The organism is Sporocytophaga sp., from assembly GCF_017745095.1.
Taxonomy (GTDB): Bacteria; Bacteroidota; Bacteroidia; order Cytophagales; family Cytophagaceae; genus Sporocytophaga.
Map to the genome: position 1 here is coordinate 1 of NZ_JAGHZZ010000018.1, position 19,020 is coordinate 19,020.

The window sequence follows — 19,020 nt, forward strand, 5'->3', positions numbered from 1 at the left end:
ATGTTTTTCTTGATGTTCATCTTTCAACGAGTATTTTAGAGGTTAGTGGTTTTCCAATTCGAATAAAAAAAGGTACAAATCCAATAGATGTGGTAAATAACGCACTCAAACTTAAATAAAAAAAGCTACTGCATCAAAGTATTGTCAAAAGGGTGATTGTACTAAATATTAATAGGTAGATTGTAGTGATTTAATATTAATAATTTTATTGAGTGCCCTAAAATCTTTCCGCCTTTGGCAATACTAACATCATTTATCTGTATAAGCTTAATTACATAGACTACAATTATGACTATCGAAAAATCTGCAATGAAGGAAGTTAATTATTCCCAATTTTTTATAAGGATTGCAATCGGATTGCTTATTATTTCAATTGGATTTCCATTTTTTATAAACTGTTTTTTTTCTGATTGGTCTAAAAGTGGCACTTTTGGAGATACTTTTGGAGCATTAAATGCCCTGTTCTCAGGATTGGCATTAGCTGGTGTTATTGTCACTATTATGATGCAAAAATCCGAGTTAAAGAATCAACAACACGAATTGAGTTTACAGCGTTCAGAAATGCAAGAAACTAGAAAAGAGTTTTTAATAAATAGAACTACAAGTCTTGTATATAATCAACTAGACAGATTTGAAAGATGTTTAAATGAATTATCTATCACACATGCTGGAAAGCCCTACATCGGTAATGATGCAATTTCATTTCTGAATGAAAATAGAATTCATGTTATGCAATCATCAGATATGTCAGAAGAACAATTCATAAAAGCAAAGAAAGATTCAATAGTTAAGCTCATAAGAATATATGGTCCAAACAAATCTCAGATTGAGAAATTTGCTCACAATGCTTATAACGCAGTAGAAGTTCTTAAAATGCTGATTTTTTTAACAGAATTGGACATAAAGCACCTTAACGACATTAAAAATTTATTCTTTACTAATGTTGGTTTTATTAATATGGGGATTATAGAACAAATATGTGAATTGACGGAGGACGAGTTAAAATATATGAATTCTAACGAATATGATAATTTGGATATTGAACCGTGCAGTATGTTTAGATCAAAAATATTTCTAAAGCCAATAAAAGAATTTTATTATTCTAAACTAAATCAAGAAAATTTTCCTTTTCTCAAAGCTGAATGGATGGATAGCAGAGGGGAAATTTGACTAAATATATATATAATTTCTTTACAATAGTAAAGATTGGATTGTTTGTAGAATTGAAAAAATAGGTTTGAGTTAAAATAAAACACTATTGACACCTCTCCCGATGCCAATAGTATTCCATAAACATCATTCAGGTAGTTGTCGATTTTTTAATCTAATCATAGTCTAGCTGGTTTTAAAAGTTTACTATTTTATTTGTTCTCCTGCATTATAAAAAGTCAAAGAGGAGAGAAGGAGCTCTGATATTGTTCAGAGTGGTTGACTTCAGTGAGGTACACCAATACTCACTTCGATAGTCATCGCATGGATAATCGGATCATAACTTAGCTGGTTTTAAAAATTTTTACTTCTTTAGTTCACCTGCCTTTGTAAAGAAATCAATAAGCAGATAAAAGATCTCTGATGTGTTTTTCAGATCAGAGCAGTAGACATCGTTTTCTGCATAGTAGATGTACATGAAAAAGACATAGATTAGCACCTTGTTCATGTCCTGCGGTGTAATCAGCTTGAGAAGACTATCCAGCTCATCAATGATTTCCTGATTGAGTACAGTGTCTTCCTGTAAGATAACAGCTACTCTCTTTAATGGATTTGTTTCCATAAATGTTTGTTGGGTTTTGTGCTTCGTTCCGCAAGCGTTTAAAAAAATAAGACAATAAAAAAGCGTGGAACAGTAGCTACTGGGATAGAGGTACCGCGAAGAACCCGAAATACAATAGCTAAGCCCACGCAAAAGCGGAACACCAGCTATTCTTGTATTTCTGAAAATTCGCGGTTTTCTATACCCAAGAATATGCTAACGCAATTTTATTATATGTAAAAGTCTTTATGTCTGACTCTATTCGATAATCATTACAGTGTTAAGGTTGAACGGAGCAAAGATAGGAAAAAAGTTGAAAGTTGAAAGTCAAAAGTTTAAAGAAAAAAGAATGATATAATATTTAGATAATGAGGATTGGTAAGTTTTTATTCTTTTGGAAAGTTCAGATGTTTCGCAGGCTCAACATGACAAGGCTTGGCTTTGAGAGTATATTTTCCTTTGTCATCCTGACCCCTGCGAAGGATCTGATAGTTACAAATAACTTGCAATATTAATCATCATCTGCCAGATAGCTAAGTTATCATTGTAAAACTCAGATGTTTCGCAAGTTCAACATGACAAAGAGTAATGATTCATTAAGTTTCTGAGGCGTGCCACAGGCCTTAGGTGAAGGGCAGCCTGATATCTTGATAACTGTTAAAACTTATGTCCTACTGTCAGAAATGTATTAAAAGCCTTTATTCTATTATCGACAGGTCTATCAATAAAATTGTTGAAAGTAAATTGGTAACGACTCGTCAGGTGCCAATATATATTGTCGTTTATGTTGCATCCTAAAGTAATGCCTCCAAGGCCGGCAATTAAGAATGAATTGAACTTTGGGTCAAAGGGATAATAAGAAGATGAGCCTATTTTGAACATAGGAGAAACTCCTATGTGCGCCCCTAATACAAATGATTTATGAAGGGGATATATATTAAAGGTTATCGGTGCTTCAATATATTTGCCTTTTACTCTGACTATTCCATCTGAAAGGACAGCTCCATTAATATCTGTAAAAGTTGCCAATCCCTTATATCCATATGTTGAATAGCTGGGCTCAATTCCTATATCGAATATTTTTGAAATGCCAGGATAAAAAACAAGGCCAAAAGAAGGCGTAAATATAGAATTAACATCTTTCATATAAGGACTAACAATTTCTACTTTGCTAAAGTTAATCCCTCCTTTAATTCCAATTGATTGAGAGAATGTAATAACGGGCAAAAGTGTTAAGATTAAAATAAAAATCTTCTTCATTGTGTTAAGATTTATTGTTGAATAATTAAAAATAAAGTACAAAATTATTGAACAATAAAGATTTATCCAAAGAAAGGAGTTTGTTCTTTTTAAACCGCTAAAAAAGAACAGAATAAAGGTGGAGCATTATTAGAACTCAGGACACGGCAATACTTTAAGTTTCTTTATACCTTTCTTCTTATTGAAGATATAGGTGATATTCAGTTCATGTGCTCCGGCAGGACGGGCTGCTTTTAATTTGGAAACTATAAAATCATAACTGTATGTAAGCCTGAATTGCTTTATTCTCCATCCTGCCAGAACGATCATAGATTCGTTATTCTGAAGTCCGGAATTATACTTCTTTACTGGAATACCTCTGTACCACACTCCAAGAACATATTCGTTATAAAATAGATACACTCCCATATCCAGTTGATCTGACTTTCCCTGAAACTTATACTGAACAGTAGGTATAAGGTAAAGTGATTGTGTTGCGTACCCCATGTGGTTTTTGGTATCACCTTTAATCGCTTCAATTCTGTAGCCCGCGGTAATTGAATGTTTTAATGGTAGAGGACTTCTTTCATTCCAGTAAGATTGATTGGGTCGGTTTAAATGATGTCCTGCATAGGAAACCCATATCTTTCTGGAATATAAAACCATACCTGATCCTATATCCGCAAAAGTTTTTTTATTGGAATTATAATGTGGATCGTTGGTGGGATTGCCTGTTAATCCCTGGTCATCAAATTGATCGGGGTATTTAAGATTGGTATAATCAATTGATCTGCTAATTAGACCTAATTGTATAGCAGGTCTTAAAGCAAGGTTTTCAGAAAGTCCGATTTCATATGAATATTGCAGAGCTGCTTCAGTTGAATTGATATAATTTTTTCCCTGCCAGTCTTTTAAAATATATGCACCAAATCCACTTTTATATTTCTCAAAATATCTGTCATAAGATAAATAAGAGGTGGTGTACTTAGCTTCTAAAGAAGGCCATTGCAATCGTTGATGAAATGTGATCCTGTCAGCATGTGCACTGCCGGCAAAGGCAGGATTTAAATATAATGAGGCTGCATAAAATTGAGAAAATTGAATATCCTGACATTTCACTTTAAAAGTAAATGTTGATAAAACTAAACATAGTATTAAAGTGAATGGATTTTGTAAACTTCTAATATTCAATTTTTTTATCCTATTTATAATTGAAATGTAATGGTAAATTCTTTCAATAATGACCGATATCCAATCTTGTAATAAGTTTTTTACGTATGATTTTGGAAAATGATTTAGACAGGTAACGACATTTATTATATAAGCTGCATATCTGTATTGAGAAATTGTCTTTGTAATAAAAAGTATAACTGACGTTTAAGGGTAAATGTATTTTCAAAAAAATAAGCTTCATCTTATATGCCTGTTAGTAGGCATATTAATACTGTTTTCAAGTAATCCTATATACTCACAAGCACCTTTAAGTTCTTGTGATCCTTCTACTCCTTCATTTGTAGTAGATTTGTCTGGCAATGCTGATAGCGCATGGTTTAGTCCCAGTGTTGTAAGGTCAGGCCTATGTTGTGGTCTGGATCCTAATGCCAGTCCACCGATTCGTTGTATTGAATTTGTGCTTACTCTGGATACAGGTGCACAAGGTATTCGTTTTGATATAGCATCCGGTGCCGTTCCTCCAGGCTCTTTAGGGTATCAGATCAATTGCGGACCTTATCATATGGTGGGTGAAAATATTTGCCTTGATGGGGCAGGTCCTCACAGACTTACGTTTTGTAAACCAGGAGCTAATAAAAATATTTATACCATTGTTTCTATTCCCAAACCTAATGTAACTCCTCCTGTTACAGTTAGTGACGCTTGTAACGCAACACTCACTGCCGAAGGGTTTGATCCTGCTACTATTCAATGGAGTTCTGTCCCTTACAATCCAATATATAACAGTTATCTAAATTGTACTGCAGCATGTTCTACCGTAACTGCAACTTATCAACCTGGTGCGCCGCCATACATAGACTATCAGGTAAGTGGTGTGCCAATTGGAGGTTGTAATGCTAATCGGGTAACAAGGTCCACAAGGGTATATTTTGTTAATGACAAGACTGCGCAGATCATGCCTAAAGACGCAACAGTTTGTTTTGGAAATTCAGATGCTACAATCACCGCATATGGAACAGGAGGAGCCCCTCCATATAAATACCAGTGGAGCACAGGAGAAACCACACAATCTATCAATGTAGGAGAAGGAAAATATTGGGTGCGCATAACTGATGCTACCAGTTGTCCTGCTGCAACTGATACGGTAACGGTTACCGCATATAAATTGCCTATCACCGCAAATGCAGGTCCTGATCTTACAAGCTGTGCCAACAATCCCTCCGTAGGACTGGCAGGCTCAGTAGCTGTTGCTACAGGAGGTATATGGTCTGGAGGGACAGGTACATTTAGTCCTTCTAATAATTCTCTTAATGTTACTTATACTCCTTCTCCTTCAGAAATAACAGCAGGCACTGTAAAACTTACATTAACAACTACAGGTAATGGAAGTTGTCCTCCTGCTACGGATGATGTTATAATAAATATAGTGCCTTCTCCTGTGGTGAATGCAGGAACCGACAGAACCATCTGTGCTAACAATGCATCTGTTTCTTTAAATGGAATTGTAACAAATGCAGGAGGTGGAACATGGACAGGTGGCGCAGGAACATTCAACCCGAATGCCAATACTCTTAATGCCACATATTATCCTACTGCTACTGAAATCAGTTCTGGTTCAGTAACTCTTATCCTTACATCATCAGGAAACGGAACTTGCCTTCCTGTTTCTGATAATGTGCTCATTACCATTACTCCTTCGCCTGTCATTAATGCAGGACCTGACCTGACAGTATGTGCCAATAATTCAACCGCAAATCTTTCCGCTACTGTTTCTGTGGCTTCAGGGGTGAGCTGGACTGGAGGTACCGGGTCATTTTCGCCAAATCGAAATGTTTTACAACCTTCATATACTCCCTCTGCAGCTGAAGTGGCAGCAGGCTTTGTATTGCTTACTGTAACATCAACGGGAAATGGTAATTGCAATCCTGTTTCAGATGATGTGAGGATTAATATATCACCTGCACCTTTAGTAAATGCAGGAGCAGACAGAACTGTCTGTGCAAATAATCCCAGCCTTGTGTTAAACGGATCTGTCACAGTCGCTACAGGTGGTGTTTGGTCCGGTGGGGCAGGAACATTTAATCCCTCTACAAGCGCTTTGAATGCGAGTTATACACCATCTAATGCTGAAATTACCGCAGGAAAGGTTACACTTACTTTAACTTCAACAGGAAACGGATTGTGTAGTCCTGTATCAGATAATATGGTTGTGACCATTACACCAGCACCTATAGTGAATGCAGGATCAGATGTAACTGTTTGTGGCAATAATTCATCTGTATCATTATCAGGTATTGTAACAATTGCAACCGGAGGACAATGGTCTGGGGGAACAGGAACTTTTTCTCCCAATGCAGGTTCATTAGCTACTCAATACAATCCTTCTGCTGCAGAAATTGCTGCAGGTTCAGTTATCCTGACCTTAACAAGTACAGGAAACGGGTCTTGTCTGCAGGTAAGTGATAATTTAAGAATACAAATTACTCCGGCGCCAATTGTTAATGCTGGCCCAGACCTAGCAATATGTGCTACTGCAAATAATGTTGCATTAAACGGAAGTGTAACTGTGGCATCTGGTGGTACTTGGAGAACTTCGGGAACAGGATCTTTTACACCTAATGCTAATGCTCTTAATGCTTCTTATGTTCCTTCTGCATCTGATAAAACCTCAGGCAATATTACTTTAACTTTAACAAGTACTGGTAATGGCAACTGTATTCCTGTAACGGATAACATGCAGCTTACCATTTCACCGGCTCCTGTTGTAAATGCGGGACCTCCAAAAGTAATTTGTGCTGATGCAGGGAGTGTAAGTTTATCAGGGTCTGTATTAAACGCATCAGGTGCTATCTGGACGAGTACCGGAACGGGCAGCTATTCACCTTCTAATACTAACCTCAATACCAACTATAATTTATCACCAGGTGATAGAACTCCTCATGTGATAACCTTTACACTTACCAGTACAGGAAGTGGTGTTTGTAGTCCTGTATCATCTCAGACTCAGGTAACGGTAACCCCCGCGCCTACAATAAATGCCGGACCTGATATTACAGTTTGTTCTGATGTGCCTGATGTCCAATTGAACGGATCTGTATCCATTGCGACAGGAGGGATATGGAGTAGTTCCGGTTCCGGCAGTTTCAGTCCTTCACCTTTGGCACTCAATGCTAAATACATACCTTCTCCAGCCGATAAAGCGGCAGGGTCGGTTTCTATAACCATCACCTCTTCAGGTAACGGAACATGTTTTCCTGTAACAGACCAGATGCAAATCAACTTTACACCTGCACCTATTATAAATGCAGGGCCGGATGTAGTGGTTTGTTCTGATAATCCGGCAACTGCTTTAACTGGTTCTGTAACAGTTGCAACAGGAGGAACCTGGACAGGAGGGGCAGGAGTCTTTTCACCAGGAAGAAATGGTTTAGCTGTTACTTATACGCCAACTGCTTCAGAGATATTAACCGGATCAGTATTCCTGACTTTAACATCTACCGGAAACGGTACTTGTATTCCTGTTTCTGATAATATTGTGATTAAGATTACACCTGCACCTATAGTAAATGCAGGACCGGATCAGAACTTATGTGGAGATGTTAATTCCATACAAATCAATGGTACGGCATCAAATGTAACTTCCTTCACTTGGACAACAGGAGGAACTGGAGCATTCACTAATGCAAATGCTTTAAGTACTGAATATTTTCCAACTACTGCTGATACTACAAGTCATAGCATTACATTGCAGCTTTCTGTTACACCATTGCCGGGATGTAACCCGACTTCAGATGCAGTGACTATCAACTTTACTCAAATACCTGTTATTGATGCAGGCCCTGCTCAGACTGTTTGTGAAAACGATATCCCGGTGCAGCTTCAGGCTTCAGGGGCCAAAGCAAGATGGTCGGGTGGAGCTGGAACATTTTATCCTAATGACAGTACTCTCAATGCAACTTATACTCCATCAGCTGCGGAACTGACAATAGGATCAGTGGCATTAACCATTACAACCATAGCTAATTCTGTTTGTCCTCAGGTTACAGATAATGTGGCCATCAGTTTTATTAAAGGCCCTGTTGTAAATGTTGGGCCAGATATAACTGTCTGTGCTGACACGGCAGGGGTTCCTCTGGCGGCTACGGTATCCAACAGTTCAGGTGCAAGATGGTCAACCACAGGAACAGGAGTATTTTCTCCAGATGATATTACAGTAAATGCAACTTATGTTCCTTCTGCGGCAGATGCTGTAGCTGGCAATGTAATGCTTACTTTAAGTACGACCGGTACTACTATCTGCGATCCTGTAACTGATTACCTTATTTTGAGAATTAATCCGGCTCCTATAGTGAATGCAGGATTTGATAAAACTGTTTGTGGAGACACAAGTTCCGTTCAACTGAATGGATCTGTTTCATTTGCAGGAGGCGGAATATGGACAAGCAATGGTTCCGGGTCGTATAGTCCTGATAATGTCAGTCTCAATACAAATTATCTTTTTACCAATGCAGACACAGCAGCTCATCAGGTTACTTTCACTTTGACTTCAACAGGGAATGGTTTGTGTAAGCCGGTTTCAGATCAGGTGATTGTGAATCTGACACCTGTGCCATTTGTTTCGGCTGGCTCTGATATAGAGGTGTGTCTGGATGTAACAGCAATACCTCTTTCAGGATTGGTTGCCAATACATCAGGAATGCTTTGGACTTCTACAGGTACAGGATATTTTACACCTTCTCCACTTACAAATGAGGTTGAATATTATCCATCGGTTTCAGATCGTACTTCAGGTACAGCCACTCTTACGCTTATGGCGAATGCAACAGGTGTATGTAGCGGCCGATCACACAGTATCACATTAAGTTTTACACCTGCCCCGACAATTAATGCAGGACCTGATCAATCTATTTGTGCTGACTCTTCAATGATAAGTTTGAATGGTGCTGTAACAGTTGCCACAGGAGGTGCATGGACTACCAATGGTTCAGGCACATTTACCTCACCTTCAAGCCTTATTACAGATTATATTCTGTCTTCAGCAGACAGTGCTGCGGGTCAAGTAACGCTGATACTGACATCAACTGGTAATGGAACCTGCAATCCTGTATCAGACGAAATGGTGCTAAAGATTACACCTTCACCTACAATATATGCAGGACCTGATGTAACACATTGTGCAGATGTACAAGCGGTAAATATTTTTGGACTTACTACAGTCGCTACCGGGGGAATATGGTCTTCATCAGGTACGGGTTCATTCTCTCCTGATCCGGCACAGCTTAATACTGCATATATTCCATCCGCTACAGACACAGCAAATGGTTCTGTTGTCCTTACCATTACGAGTACTGGAAATGGGACATGTAAAGCAGTGTCAGATCAGATGGTCATTAACTTGACTCCCGCTCCATTAGTTAATGCAGGTGTTGCCGGCCCTATTTGTATTGATATTATGACAAGCTCACTTAGCGGAACAGTATACAATGCGGGAGGAGGAATGTGGAGCACTTCTGGATCAGGAACTTTTTCAAATATCAATAACCTGATTACGGATTATCTTCTTTCAGCTACAGATAAAGCCAATACTGCGGTCACAATATATCTGACTTCTACGGGAAATGGTACTTGCAATCCTGTTGTTGATTCACTTGTATTAGATGTTAACCCAGGTCCTATAGTCAATGCAGGAGCTGATCAGATTATATGTGCTGATGCAGATTCTGTTTTATTAAGTGGTGAATATTTTCTTGCAGGCGGAGCAAAATGGAGCACAGCAGGTTCAGGTGTATTTGCAGCTTCTGATACTTCAATGATTGTTTATTACAAACCTTCTGTCGCAGACACATCTGCTGGAAGTGTAAAGATATTCCTTACTACCTTTGATAATATGGGTTGTAATCCTGTTAAAGACAGCCTGCTTATTACATTTACTCCTGCTCCTGTAATTAATGCTGGAACAGATCAATTGATTTGTGTAAATCAAAACTCTATAAACTTGTCCGGTGCAGTAAGTGTCGCCACAGGAGGAATGTGGGAAAGTACAGGAGCAGGAATATTTAATCCTAATAATGCTCTTAATACAAACTATACAGTTTCACCTGCCGATACATCAAATGGAGTTTATTTTATATTAACCTCTACTGGTAATGGAACGTGTAAACCTGTTCGGGATTCCCTATTTGTTGACTTTCAACAACTACCTACAATTAATTCAAGTGCTACCTCCATCTGTGTAGATAATTCAGGAGCACCATTAAGCGGACAATATTCTAAAGCACAAGGAATCAAATGGACATCGACAGGAAGTGGAAATTTTCTTCCTTCTGATGTTGATTTGAATCCTACTTATTATCCTTCGCCTGCAGATTTTTCATCAGGAAATATTCAGATTCAATTATCTACAACAGGTAACGGAGTTTGCCCTCCTGCAACAGCTGATATTGCTGTTACTGTAAAGCCTGCACCAGTGATAGATGCAGGAACGGATAAAGTAGTATGTGCTGATAATCCACCGGTTAATGTAAGCGGAACTGTGGCAAATGCAGCAGGAGGTATATGGTCCAGTTCCGGAAGTGGAAGCTTTTCACCGGATCCAAGTCTGTTGAATGTTACTTACAATCCTTCCATTGCTGACATAGATACCGGAGCGGTTCGGCTCTATTTTACTACAACTGGAAATGGTGATTGTTTTCCAAGAGTAGATAGTATGCTGATAACTATTACTCCAAGACCTGTTATATATGCAGGGGAAGATCAGCTGATATGTCCTAAGCAGACAAGTGTTACGCTTAATGCTACTGTAAATAACGCTTCTGGCGGACAGTGGACTTCAACAGGAACAGGCACTAATTCTTCAGCATCCTCTTTAAACAATACATATACTTTATCTGCTGCCGATTATTCAGCTGGTCCTTTGATGTTCATTGTTACTTCTACAGGAAACGGTTTATGTCAGCCTGTAAAAGATACTCTTATGTTATCAATACTCCCGTTGCCGGACGTTGTCGCTGGTGCTGATCAGGCAGTTTGTCGCGATGTGGATGCAATTGCATTCTCAGGAGGTTATACCATAGCATCTGGTGCTAGTTGGTATTCTACAGGTACAGGTGTTTTTTCTAATCCTAATAGTACTATAACAGTCTATTATCCTTCTAATCAGGATAAGGACAATGGTTTAGTGAAAATCTATTACAAGACAATTTTGGCTAACACCTGCAGACAGGTGACAGATACAGCAAATTTGTATATAGCACCTATTCCTGTTGCGCAAACCATATCAGATCAGATAGTATGTGTGGATAATGAGCGCATTAGTTTGTCAGGAAATGTTACCAATGCTACTGGCGGGGGATGGACAACATCCGGTTCAGGAGTTTTTCTTCCTGATACCTCTTCATTGGATGCATCTTATATAATTTCTGCTCAAGATAAAAGTGCTGGATTTGTAAGACTTATACTTACAACAACGGGTAATTTAGGTTGCTCAAATACAGACTCGGTCAATGTTACAATTTACCCTATTCCTGATATAAAATTAGGGAATGAGAATGCATGTATTGGAGATCAGATAGTTCTGAATGCTCAACCTTCCAATATTCCGGTGTTTGGACAAGCAAGCTTTAGCTGGCAGAAAGGTAGTAATAGTTTACCGTACAATACCTCTTCTATAACAGTTACAGATCCAGGGTTTTACAAAGTGAAATATCAGTTAGGGGAATGTTCGAGATATGATGAACTTAATTTGTCATTTCATCCCAAACCAATACCTCGGGTAGATGACCTTGTGGAGTTTTGTAAAGAGACTCAACAAGTTGTGATACTTGATGGTGGTCCTGCAGACCATTACCTGTGGACGAAGTCAGGAAATACAGATAAACAGGAAGTTGTAAACCAGCCTGGAATGTATTATGTGAAGGTTTTTAATGAATTTAATTGTTCAAATCTCGATAGTATAAAGGTGGTAGATATCTGTCCTCCAAGAGTATTTGTACCAGATATATTTACACCTAACGACGATGGAAGCAATGATAAATTTAATACCTTTGGTAAATATTTTACTGCATACAAATTTACTGTCTTTAACAGGTGGGGAGAGATAATTTTTTATACAGAAAATCCAACGGAAGCATGGGATGGTACGTATTTAGGAGAACCGATGCCTAACGGAGTTTATCCATGGATTTTGTACTATGAAGGGTTAACAGAGAGATACAAAGGACCTTTTAAGGAGCAGGGAAGTGTAACTGTAGACAGATAGATTTATGAAAAAAAATTCATTCTATTTATGCCTGATAGTATTATGCTTTGTTTCTTGTATGAGAGACCAGTATAAAGGTAACTCCTTGAGTGAAAGCAAACAAAAGGGCTTGTCGGATATGAGCAATAATTACCACGTAAAAGAAACAGCCAGAGTGTTGAATGAAAATAAAAACAAGAAAGAGAAGAGGGAGAAACTTGCTGAAAAAAGAAGAGTTGCTCTTGCAAAGATGAATACCAAAAGCAGTACGAAGTATAAAAGGAAAAGATCGTTAGTGTTTGATTATTATTGATTGCTAGAAGATTATAGATTGTTCCCACAAAAGATATAAGATAAGCCCCTATTTTAGGGGCTTTTTTATTTTAATAATACTAATTAACGTTTTCATTTTACAAGTAAAAAGAAAGTAGGTTATAGTTTGAGGAGTTAATTAGTAGAGAACTATTTCCTTATTTTAGTTTTGGAATTTTTATCATTTTTCAATATCAAGGGTACTTCTTTTGGTCTATTTGTTGGATTTCAGAAATATAAAATGAAATTCCACTTACGTTCTCCTTATGGTTATAATTAGAAGTATTCTTGTTAATTTTAGATTTATATATTCTTATTATATGAAATTATATTTGAATTGTTCAGATCGTTGGTTTAAGGTATTTATTCTTAATACTGGTTTAGCTATTGTTTTCCTTATTTTACTGGCTGGGCCCTGCAATGCTCAATCATCCACTTCAAGTCAACCGGAATTCCCAACTGCTGAAACTATAAAAAAATCAGAATTGCACTATAATCTTATTCCCGGAAATAACAATACCTGGGGCTATGATATATTTATGGGCGATAAATTGGTAATCCATCAAAGTGTGATACCAGGAATGGCAGGAAATAATGGATTTAAAAACAAAGCCAGCGCCCAGAAGGTGGCAGAAGCAGTAATGCACAAGATGAGAAATGGAGAAGTTCCACCCAGTATAAGTAAGGAAGAATTAAAAAGAATGAATGTATTATAAATTTGAAACTTTAATATGAAACTTTTAACTTTTTGTAATTCGAAATTTTCAGCATTAATAAAGCGGGTAATTTTTTTACAGTTTGTTTTTACAGCTTTTATTAACCCCTCCTTTTGTCAAACTCCGGACTCCTGGACAAAAAAGAATCATGTTGGATTCAATAAACCTGATGCGCCTTTATCAAGATTTGGAGCTGTAGGTTTTTCCATTAACAACAAAGGATATATAGGAGCCGGGAAAAATGATAATGGAAACCAGATTGATTTTTGGGAGTATGATCCCATTACCAATGTATGGACACAGAAAGCTGATTTTATTGGCGGAGGCAGATATAATGCTGTGGGGTTTAGTATATCAAATAAAGGATATGTAGGAACGGGAAATGCAGGCCTAGGTGTACTTTATGATAATCAGAAAGGTTTTAAAGTTAAAGATTTTTATGAATACGATCCGGTAACCAACCAATGGACGCAAAAAGCGGATTTTGCGGGGGAAGCCAGACAGGCCGCTGTGGGCTTTGCTATTGGAGATAAAGGCTATATTGGTACAGGAACCAACGGTAATCCGCTCAATGACTTCTGGGAGTATAATCCCAGTACAGATACCTGGTCTAAAAAGAAAGATTTTCCAGGAAAGGCTAGATTTGGAGCTTGCGGATTTGCTATTCAAAATAAAGGATACTTGGGCAGTGGAAATATTGGTGATAATATTGAATATGATGATCCTGAAAAAGTAAGTGACTTTTGGGAATATGACCCAACTCTTGATATGTGGACTCAAAAGGCAGATGTTGGTGGAGACCCAAAGCATTTTGCCACAGGAATATCTGCAGGTAATAAAGGATATGTCAGCGGTGGAGATCAGTATATCTGGGAGTTTGATCCTGCAAGTAATACCTGGGAACAAAAAGTTGATTTAGGATATATTTTTGAATATGGAGCAGGATTCAGTATCGAAGGGAAACTGTACCAGGGTACAGGATATTCTTCAATTATTTTAAACGAATTTATAGAATACGATCCAAATAAAAATGCTGTGACAAGAAAAACCAATCTTGGCAATGAACTGATAACCAAAAGTGTAGGATTCTCAATTCTAAATAAAGGCTATATTGGAACAGGTTTTGGATTTAGAAACTATAAAGAGTTCTGGGAGTATGACCCTCAAACAGGATACTGGACGCAGAAAGCTGATTTTGCAGGAGATGGAAGAACCTCTGCTGTAGGTTTTTCAATAGGAGATAAAGGGTACATTGGTACTGGCCTTGGCTCAGTATCCACAGGAACCTCAGATATTTTCATGAAAGATTTTTGGGAATATAATCCTGCAACAAATGTCTGGACAAGAAAAAAAGACTTTCCTGGAGCAGGAAGGTATGAAGCTGTTGGTTTTTCTATTAATAATAAAGGTTATATTGGAACAGGCACTATTAATGGAAATTTTGAAAAAGATTTTTGGGAATATGATCCTGCAAAAGATGAATGGACCAAGAAAAAAGATTTTGGAGGTGGCATAAGAACAGAAGCTGTTGGCTTTTCTATTAATAATAAGGGATACATCGGGACCGGAATAGGTACAATGAATCATCATAAAGACTTTTGGGAATATGATCCAGCTATAGACAATTGGATTCAAAAAGCCAATTTCAAGGGAACTGGAAGAAGTGGTGCTGTAGGTTTTAATGTCGGAAATAAGGGGTATATAGGTACAGGAGATGACCCTTATTCTCAGTCTGATTTTTATGAATTTGACCCCGCAAACAATACCTGGACAAGGAAAGCGGACTTTCCTGATACCAGATGGAATGCTATTGGATTTGGCATTGGCAATAAAGGATTCCTTGGTACAGGGGGGGCTCACAATGATGATATGGGTGATTTCTGGCAATATAATCCAAGTGAGTTATATATAAACAGTCTGAATAGTGCAACATTCTGTAAAGGTAGTCCTATTGAAGTAAAGTTTGCTACTGGAAAGGTTTTATATAATACAGACAATGTTTATAATGTTGAATTATCAGATGTTTCCGGTAGTTTCAATTCTCCTCTTTTACTAGGCACACTTAATTCCGGTGATTCTTCAGGTGTAATAAAGGCAGAGATTCCACAGCAAATAATAAGCAGTAATTCCTATAAGATCAGAATTGTTAGTTCTCATCCTTCCTTTGTCAAAGAATTTGAAAACCAAATTGTAATTGAAAACAATAATGCTCCTGTTGTTGCTAATACAATTTTACGTGATACGGTTTGTTCTAAAGTATTATGGAATGGTGTACAGTTAACCTCTATTGAACCATCAGTAAGTTTTAAATGGAAGACTTTAGATAATCCATTTGTTATTGTTCCTGTTTCTTATGGAAACGGTAATATTCCAAGTCAGACTTTTTCCACTTCTGACGATCAACTTAGAGAGGTTAACTTTCAGATTCTTCCTTATTCAACCTGTCCTGGAAAGATGGCAGAATATATTGTAACTGTGAGACCGACTCCTTGGGTTAGCTTTGATTATCCAATGGAAGATCTTATTTGTTCAGGTCAGATGTGGCCAACCAGTTCTATGAATTTACAACCTAATAATGTTACCTTTAAATGGAGTTTATTATCCACAAATGGAGTATCTGGATATTTAACAGAAAGCGAAGGTGAGATTCCTCCGCATAAACTTTTAAACACAGGTGCAACAGATGCAAATGTTATTTATCAGCTAAGAGTTGAAGATGATTATTGCAGCTCTTTACCTATAAATTTTAAAGTTACAGTTGATGTGTGTACTGATTTAAAAAATGAAAAACTGAACCAGGAATCATATTCAGTCTCCCCCAATCCATTTACAGACTTTACTGTCTTAAAAATGAACGGTGAAGATAATTTAATGAACTATAGCATTTTGCTTTTTGACTCACAAGGAAATAAAGTATTGGAAATTCCTGATGTTAAGACGAAAGAAGTTTTAATAGAAAGAGGAAATCTACATGATGGAATCTACTATTATCAAGTTATAAATAAGAATCAACAAGCAGGAAGCGGGAAGATTGTGATTAGAAATTGATTTACTTGAAGTCTTATAGGCGTTTGCATTAGGAGTGAGAGTGTTCATTTAAATTTTATAATAGCCAGTTTGTATATCGAACTGGCTATTTTTTTGACGCAAAAACTAGATACATAATCCTATTTATTGCTTGGTTATTAAAACCTCATTTTCTTCTCATCAATTTTTTGCTTTTTACATAACATTTAAGACATTAGCATTTTCAATTTAAAACTTCCAGCTATGCAAACACCATATTCAACTAATCCTCAGTTTGAATTGGCAGTACAATTTGTCAATAATACTTCACAGAATATTTTTCTTACTGGAAAAGCCGGCACAGGGAAAACTACTTTTCTTAAATACATAAAGCAATATTCTCATAAGAAACTGGCAGTAGTCGCGCCGACTGGCATTGCAGCCATTAATGCAGGAGGTGTTACCTTACATTCATTTTTTCAACTTCCTTTTGGTAACTTTTTACCACTAGAAAGTAACAATGAAATGCCTGAAGGTAATTTCTTTAACCGCCATATGCTTTTAAAACAACTTCGGTTTGGGGGAATGAAAAGAAGGCTGTTTTTGGAGCTAGAGCTGCTTATCATTGATGAGGTTTCCATGCTTAGGAGTGATTTGCTGGATGCGATAGATTTAATATTAAAACATGTTCGAAGACAGTTCAATTTACCATTCGGAGGAGTACAAATAGTCTTTATCGGAGATCTCTTGCAGTTACCTCCGGTGGTCAATGAGGAAGATTGGAAAACACTTAAACATTTTTATTCAAGTCCTTTCTTTTTTGATGCACAGGTTTTGAAAACAGCACCTCCGCAATATCTGGAGCTAAAGAAAATATATCGTCAGACCAATGACGTTTTTATCGGACTGCTAAACAGACTTAGAAATGATAAGGTTCTTCAGCAAGATCTGGATTTACTAAACAGTTATTATCGTCCTGAATTCAAGCCACAGGTACAGGATGAATACATTACGCTTACAACTCATAACAGGAAAGCAGAAGAGATCAACCAGAAAGAACTGAACAAACTGGAAGGTGCAGCGCATATCTTTAAAGCAGAAATCAAAGGAGACTTTAATGAAAAAACTGTAACTGCCGAAGTGGAGCTCTTGCTTAAAGAAGGTGCTCAGATCATGTTTATCAGGAATGATAAAGGAGAGAATAAGAAGTTTTACAATGGAAAATTAGGTGTTGTAAGTAAGCTGGAAAAAGATGCCGTGTATGTGCGCTTTACTGCTAATGAAGATGAATTCAAAGTAGAGAAAGAGACATGGAATAATGTTCGCTATAATTTCAACAAAGAAACAGATGCTATTGAAGAAGAGGTATTAGGATCTTTTACACAATATCCACTAAGACTCGCCTGGGCCATTACCATTCATAAAAGCCAGGGATTAACCTTTTCAAAAGCAATAGTTGATGCCGGAGAATCATTTGCACCTGGACAAGTTTATGTAGCGCTGAGCCGCCTAACTTCTCTGGATGGATTGGTTCTTTATTCAAAAATAAGATTAGATTCTATAAATACTGACCAGCATGCGCTGGAGTTTGCCCTGCTGGAGAGGGATGATATAAGTCTTCATGAGGATCTTAAAGAAGGTGAGAAGCAATATGTTCATGCCAAACTTCTTGAAGTGTTTAATTTTGCTTCACTTTCCGATGTTATGGAGCAGTTCCACACAAGCATGTTTGATAGAAGATTGACTTTTCTGGATGAAGCCACTGAACTAGCAAAAGGTCTTTTGGAAAAGGCAAAAGCTATGGAAATTATTGCCGAGAAATTTGTAAGGCAAATGGAACAGCTCTTGAAGACAGCATCTGATAATAAATATGGAAACTTACGGGAAAGGGTAGATGCTGCAGGAAAATATTTTTTAGATACTATAAAGAAGGAGCTTTTCACACCTGTTGAACAACATTATGATAATGTGAAAAATCTGAAGAAGGTAAAGCAGTACTTGCAGGATCTTAACGAAGTATCCGATTTGATTAAAAGAAAGAAATATCAGCTGGAACAAGCTATGCAGTTAACCGTAGGTTTGGCTACTGGATCAGATCCTGGTAATTTGTTACGAGGAATACAACTATCAGGGAAAAATAGAATGGAAACGGAGAAGGAAGAGACGGTGAAGCAATTGCCCAAAGTGAAAGCCAAAAAAGGAGATACACAAAGGTTGAGTCTTGAGTTATTCAAGCAAGGCAGTTCAATAGAGAAAATAGCAGAAGAAAGAGGTCTTAATCCAGGCACTATTGAAGGTCACCTTGTTTCTTTTATTCTTACTGGTGAGGTAGCAGTAGAGGAAATTGTAAAGGAAGATAAGCTGAAAGTTATTGTAGCTGTAATAGAGGAAATGGGAGATATGCGGACTTCTGTATATAAAGACAGACTTGGCGAAAATTATAGTTATGGCGAAATAAATGCAGTTATGAATTGGAGATACAAAGTGGCAGCAGGAATTAATTAGGATTCATTAAGAGCTATAGAACTCTAAGTCCAATTTGTGGTTCTTATATCTGAGATTTACTTCGAAAAATTTTTCTGACTGCA

Annotated in this window: 9 protein-coding genes; 6 read left to right on the forward strand and 3 right to left on the reverse strand. The window is 37.3% G+C overall.

Annotation, left to right across the window (positions count from 1 at the left end; translation table 11 throughout):
• Nucleotides 1-288: 288 nt before the first annotated feature.
• Nucleotides 289-1,170, forward strand: coding sequence for a hypothetical protein (locus J7604_RS20485; RefSeq protein WP_293900032.1), 882 nt, complete (start codon nucleotides 289-291; stop codon nucleotides 1,168-1,170).
• A 343-nt stretch (nucleotides 1,171-1,513) separates the two neighbouring features.
• Here J7604_RS20485 and J7604_RS20490 read toward each other — a convergent pair whose 3' ends face one another.
• The 3 genes from J7604_RS20490 to J7604_RS20500 all read right to left on the reverse strand — a co-directional run bounded on the left by J7604_RS20490 (nucleotide 1,514) and on the right by J7604_RS20500 (nucleotide 4,180).
• A complete protein-coding gene (locus tag J7604_RS20490; RefSeq protein WP_293900035.1) occupies nucleotides 1,514-1,771 on the reverse strand; it encodes a hypothetical protein in 258 nt (85 codons plus the stop codon).
• Nucleotides 1,772-2,407: 636 nt separating this feature from the next.
• Nucleotides 2,408-3,010 carry an outer membrane beta-barrel protein gene (locus tag J7604_RS20495; RefSeq protein WP_293900038.1) on the reverse strand — a complete coding sequence of 201 codons (603 nt, stop codon included), beginning with the start codon at nucleotides 3,008-3,010 and terminating at the stop codon, nucleotides 2,408-2,410.
• Between the two features lie 129 nt (nucleotides 3,011-3,139).
• Complete coding sequence (locus J7604_RS20500) at nucleotides 3,140-4,180, reverse strand: type IX secretion system membrane protein PorP/SprF (protein WP_293900041.1); 1,041 nt, start codon at nucleotides 4,178-4,180, stop codon at nucleotides 3,140-3,142.
• 196 nt (nucleotides 4,181-4,376) lie between these two features.
• Between J7604_RS20500 and J7604_RS20505 the strand changes: the two genes are divergently transcribed.
• The 5 genes from J7604_RS20505 to J7604_RS20525 all read left to right on the forward strand — a co-directional run bounded on the left by J7604_RS20505 (nucleotide 4,377) and on the right by J7604_RS20525 (nucleotide 18,937).
• Entirely contained in the window at nucleotides 4,377-12,419 is an 8,043-nt protein-coding gene (locus J7604_RS20505) for a gliding motility-associated C-terminal domain-containing protein (RefSeq protein ID WP_293900044.1), read from the forward strand.
• Between the two features lie 4 nt (nucleotides 12,420-12,423).
• Nucleotides 12,424-12,711 (forward strand): hypothetical protein, encoded by a 288-nt coding sequence (locus tag J7604_RS20510; protein WP_293900047.1) that lies wholly within the window; start codon nucleotides 12,424-12,426, stop codon nucleotides 12,709-12,711.
• Nucleotides 12,712-13,030: 319 nt separating this feature from the next.
• Nucleotides 13,031-13,426, forward strand: a complete 396-nt coding sequence (locus tag J7604_RS20515; RefSeq protein WP_293900050.1) for a DUF4907 domain-containing protein — start codon at nucleotides 13,031-13,033, stop codon at nucleotides 13,424-13,426.
• 15 nt (nucleotides 13,427-13,441) lie between these two features.
• A complete protein-coding gene (locus J7604_RS20520; RefSeq protein ID WP_293900053.1) occupies nucleotides 13,442-16,474 on the forward strand; it encodes a PKD-like domain-containing protein in 3,033 nt (1,010 codons plus the stop codon).
• Between the two features lie 222 nt (nucleotides 16,475-16,696).
• Nucleotides 16,697-18,937 carry a helix-turn-helix domain-containing protein gene (locus J7604_RS20525; RefSeq protein WP_293900056.1) on the forward strand — a complete coding sequence of 747 codons (2,241 nt, stop codon included), beginning with the start codon at nucleotides 16,697-16,699 and terminating at the stop codon, nucleotides 18,935-18,937.
• Nucleotides 18,938-19,020: the final 83 nt, after the last annotated feature.

Coding starts and splice junctions, on each gene's coding strand:
- J7604_RS20485 (WP_293900032.1), top strand. CDS start 289: ATGACTATCGAAAAATCTGCAATGAAGGAAGTTAATTATTCCCAATTT.
- J7604_RS20490 (WP_293900035.1), bottom strand. CDS start 1,771: ATGGAAACAAATCCATTAAAGAGAGTAGCTGTTATCTTACAGGAAGAC.
- J7604_RS20495 (WP_293900038.1), bottom strand. CDS start 3,010: ATGAAGAAGATTTTTATTTTAATCTTAACACTTTTGCCCGTTATTACA.
- J7604_RS20505 (WP_293900044.1), top strand. CDS start 4,377: ATGTATTTTCAAAAAAATAAGCTTCATCTTATATGCCTGTTAGTAGGC.
- J7604_RS20510 (WP_293900047.1), top strand. CDS start 12,424: ATGAAAAAAAATTCATTCTATTTATGCCTGATAGTATTATGCTTTGTT.
- J7604_RS20515 (WP_293900050.1), top strand. CDS start 13,031: ATGAAATTATATTTGAATTGTTCAGATCGTTGGTTTAAGGTATTTATT.
- J7604_RS20520 (WP_293900053.1), top strand. CDS start 13,442: ATGAAACTTTTAACTTTTTGTAATTCGAAATTTTCAGCATTAATAAAG.
- J7604_RS20525 (WP_293900056.1), top strand. CDS start 16,697: ATGCAAACACCATATTCAACTAATCCTCAGTTTGAATTGGCAGTACAA.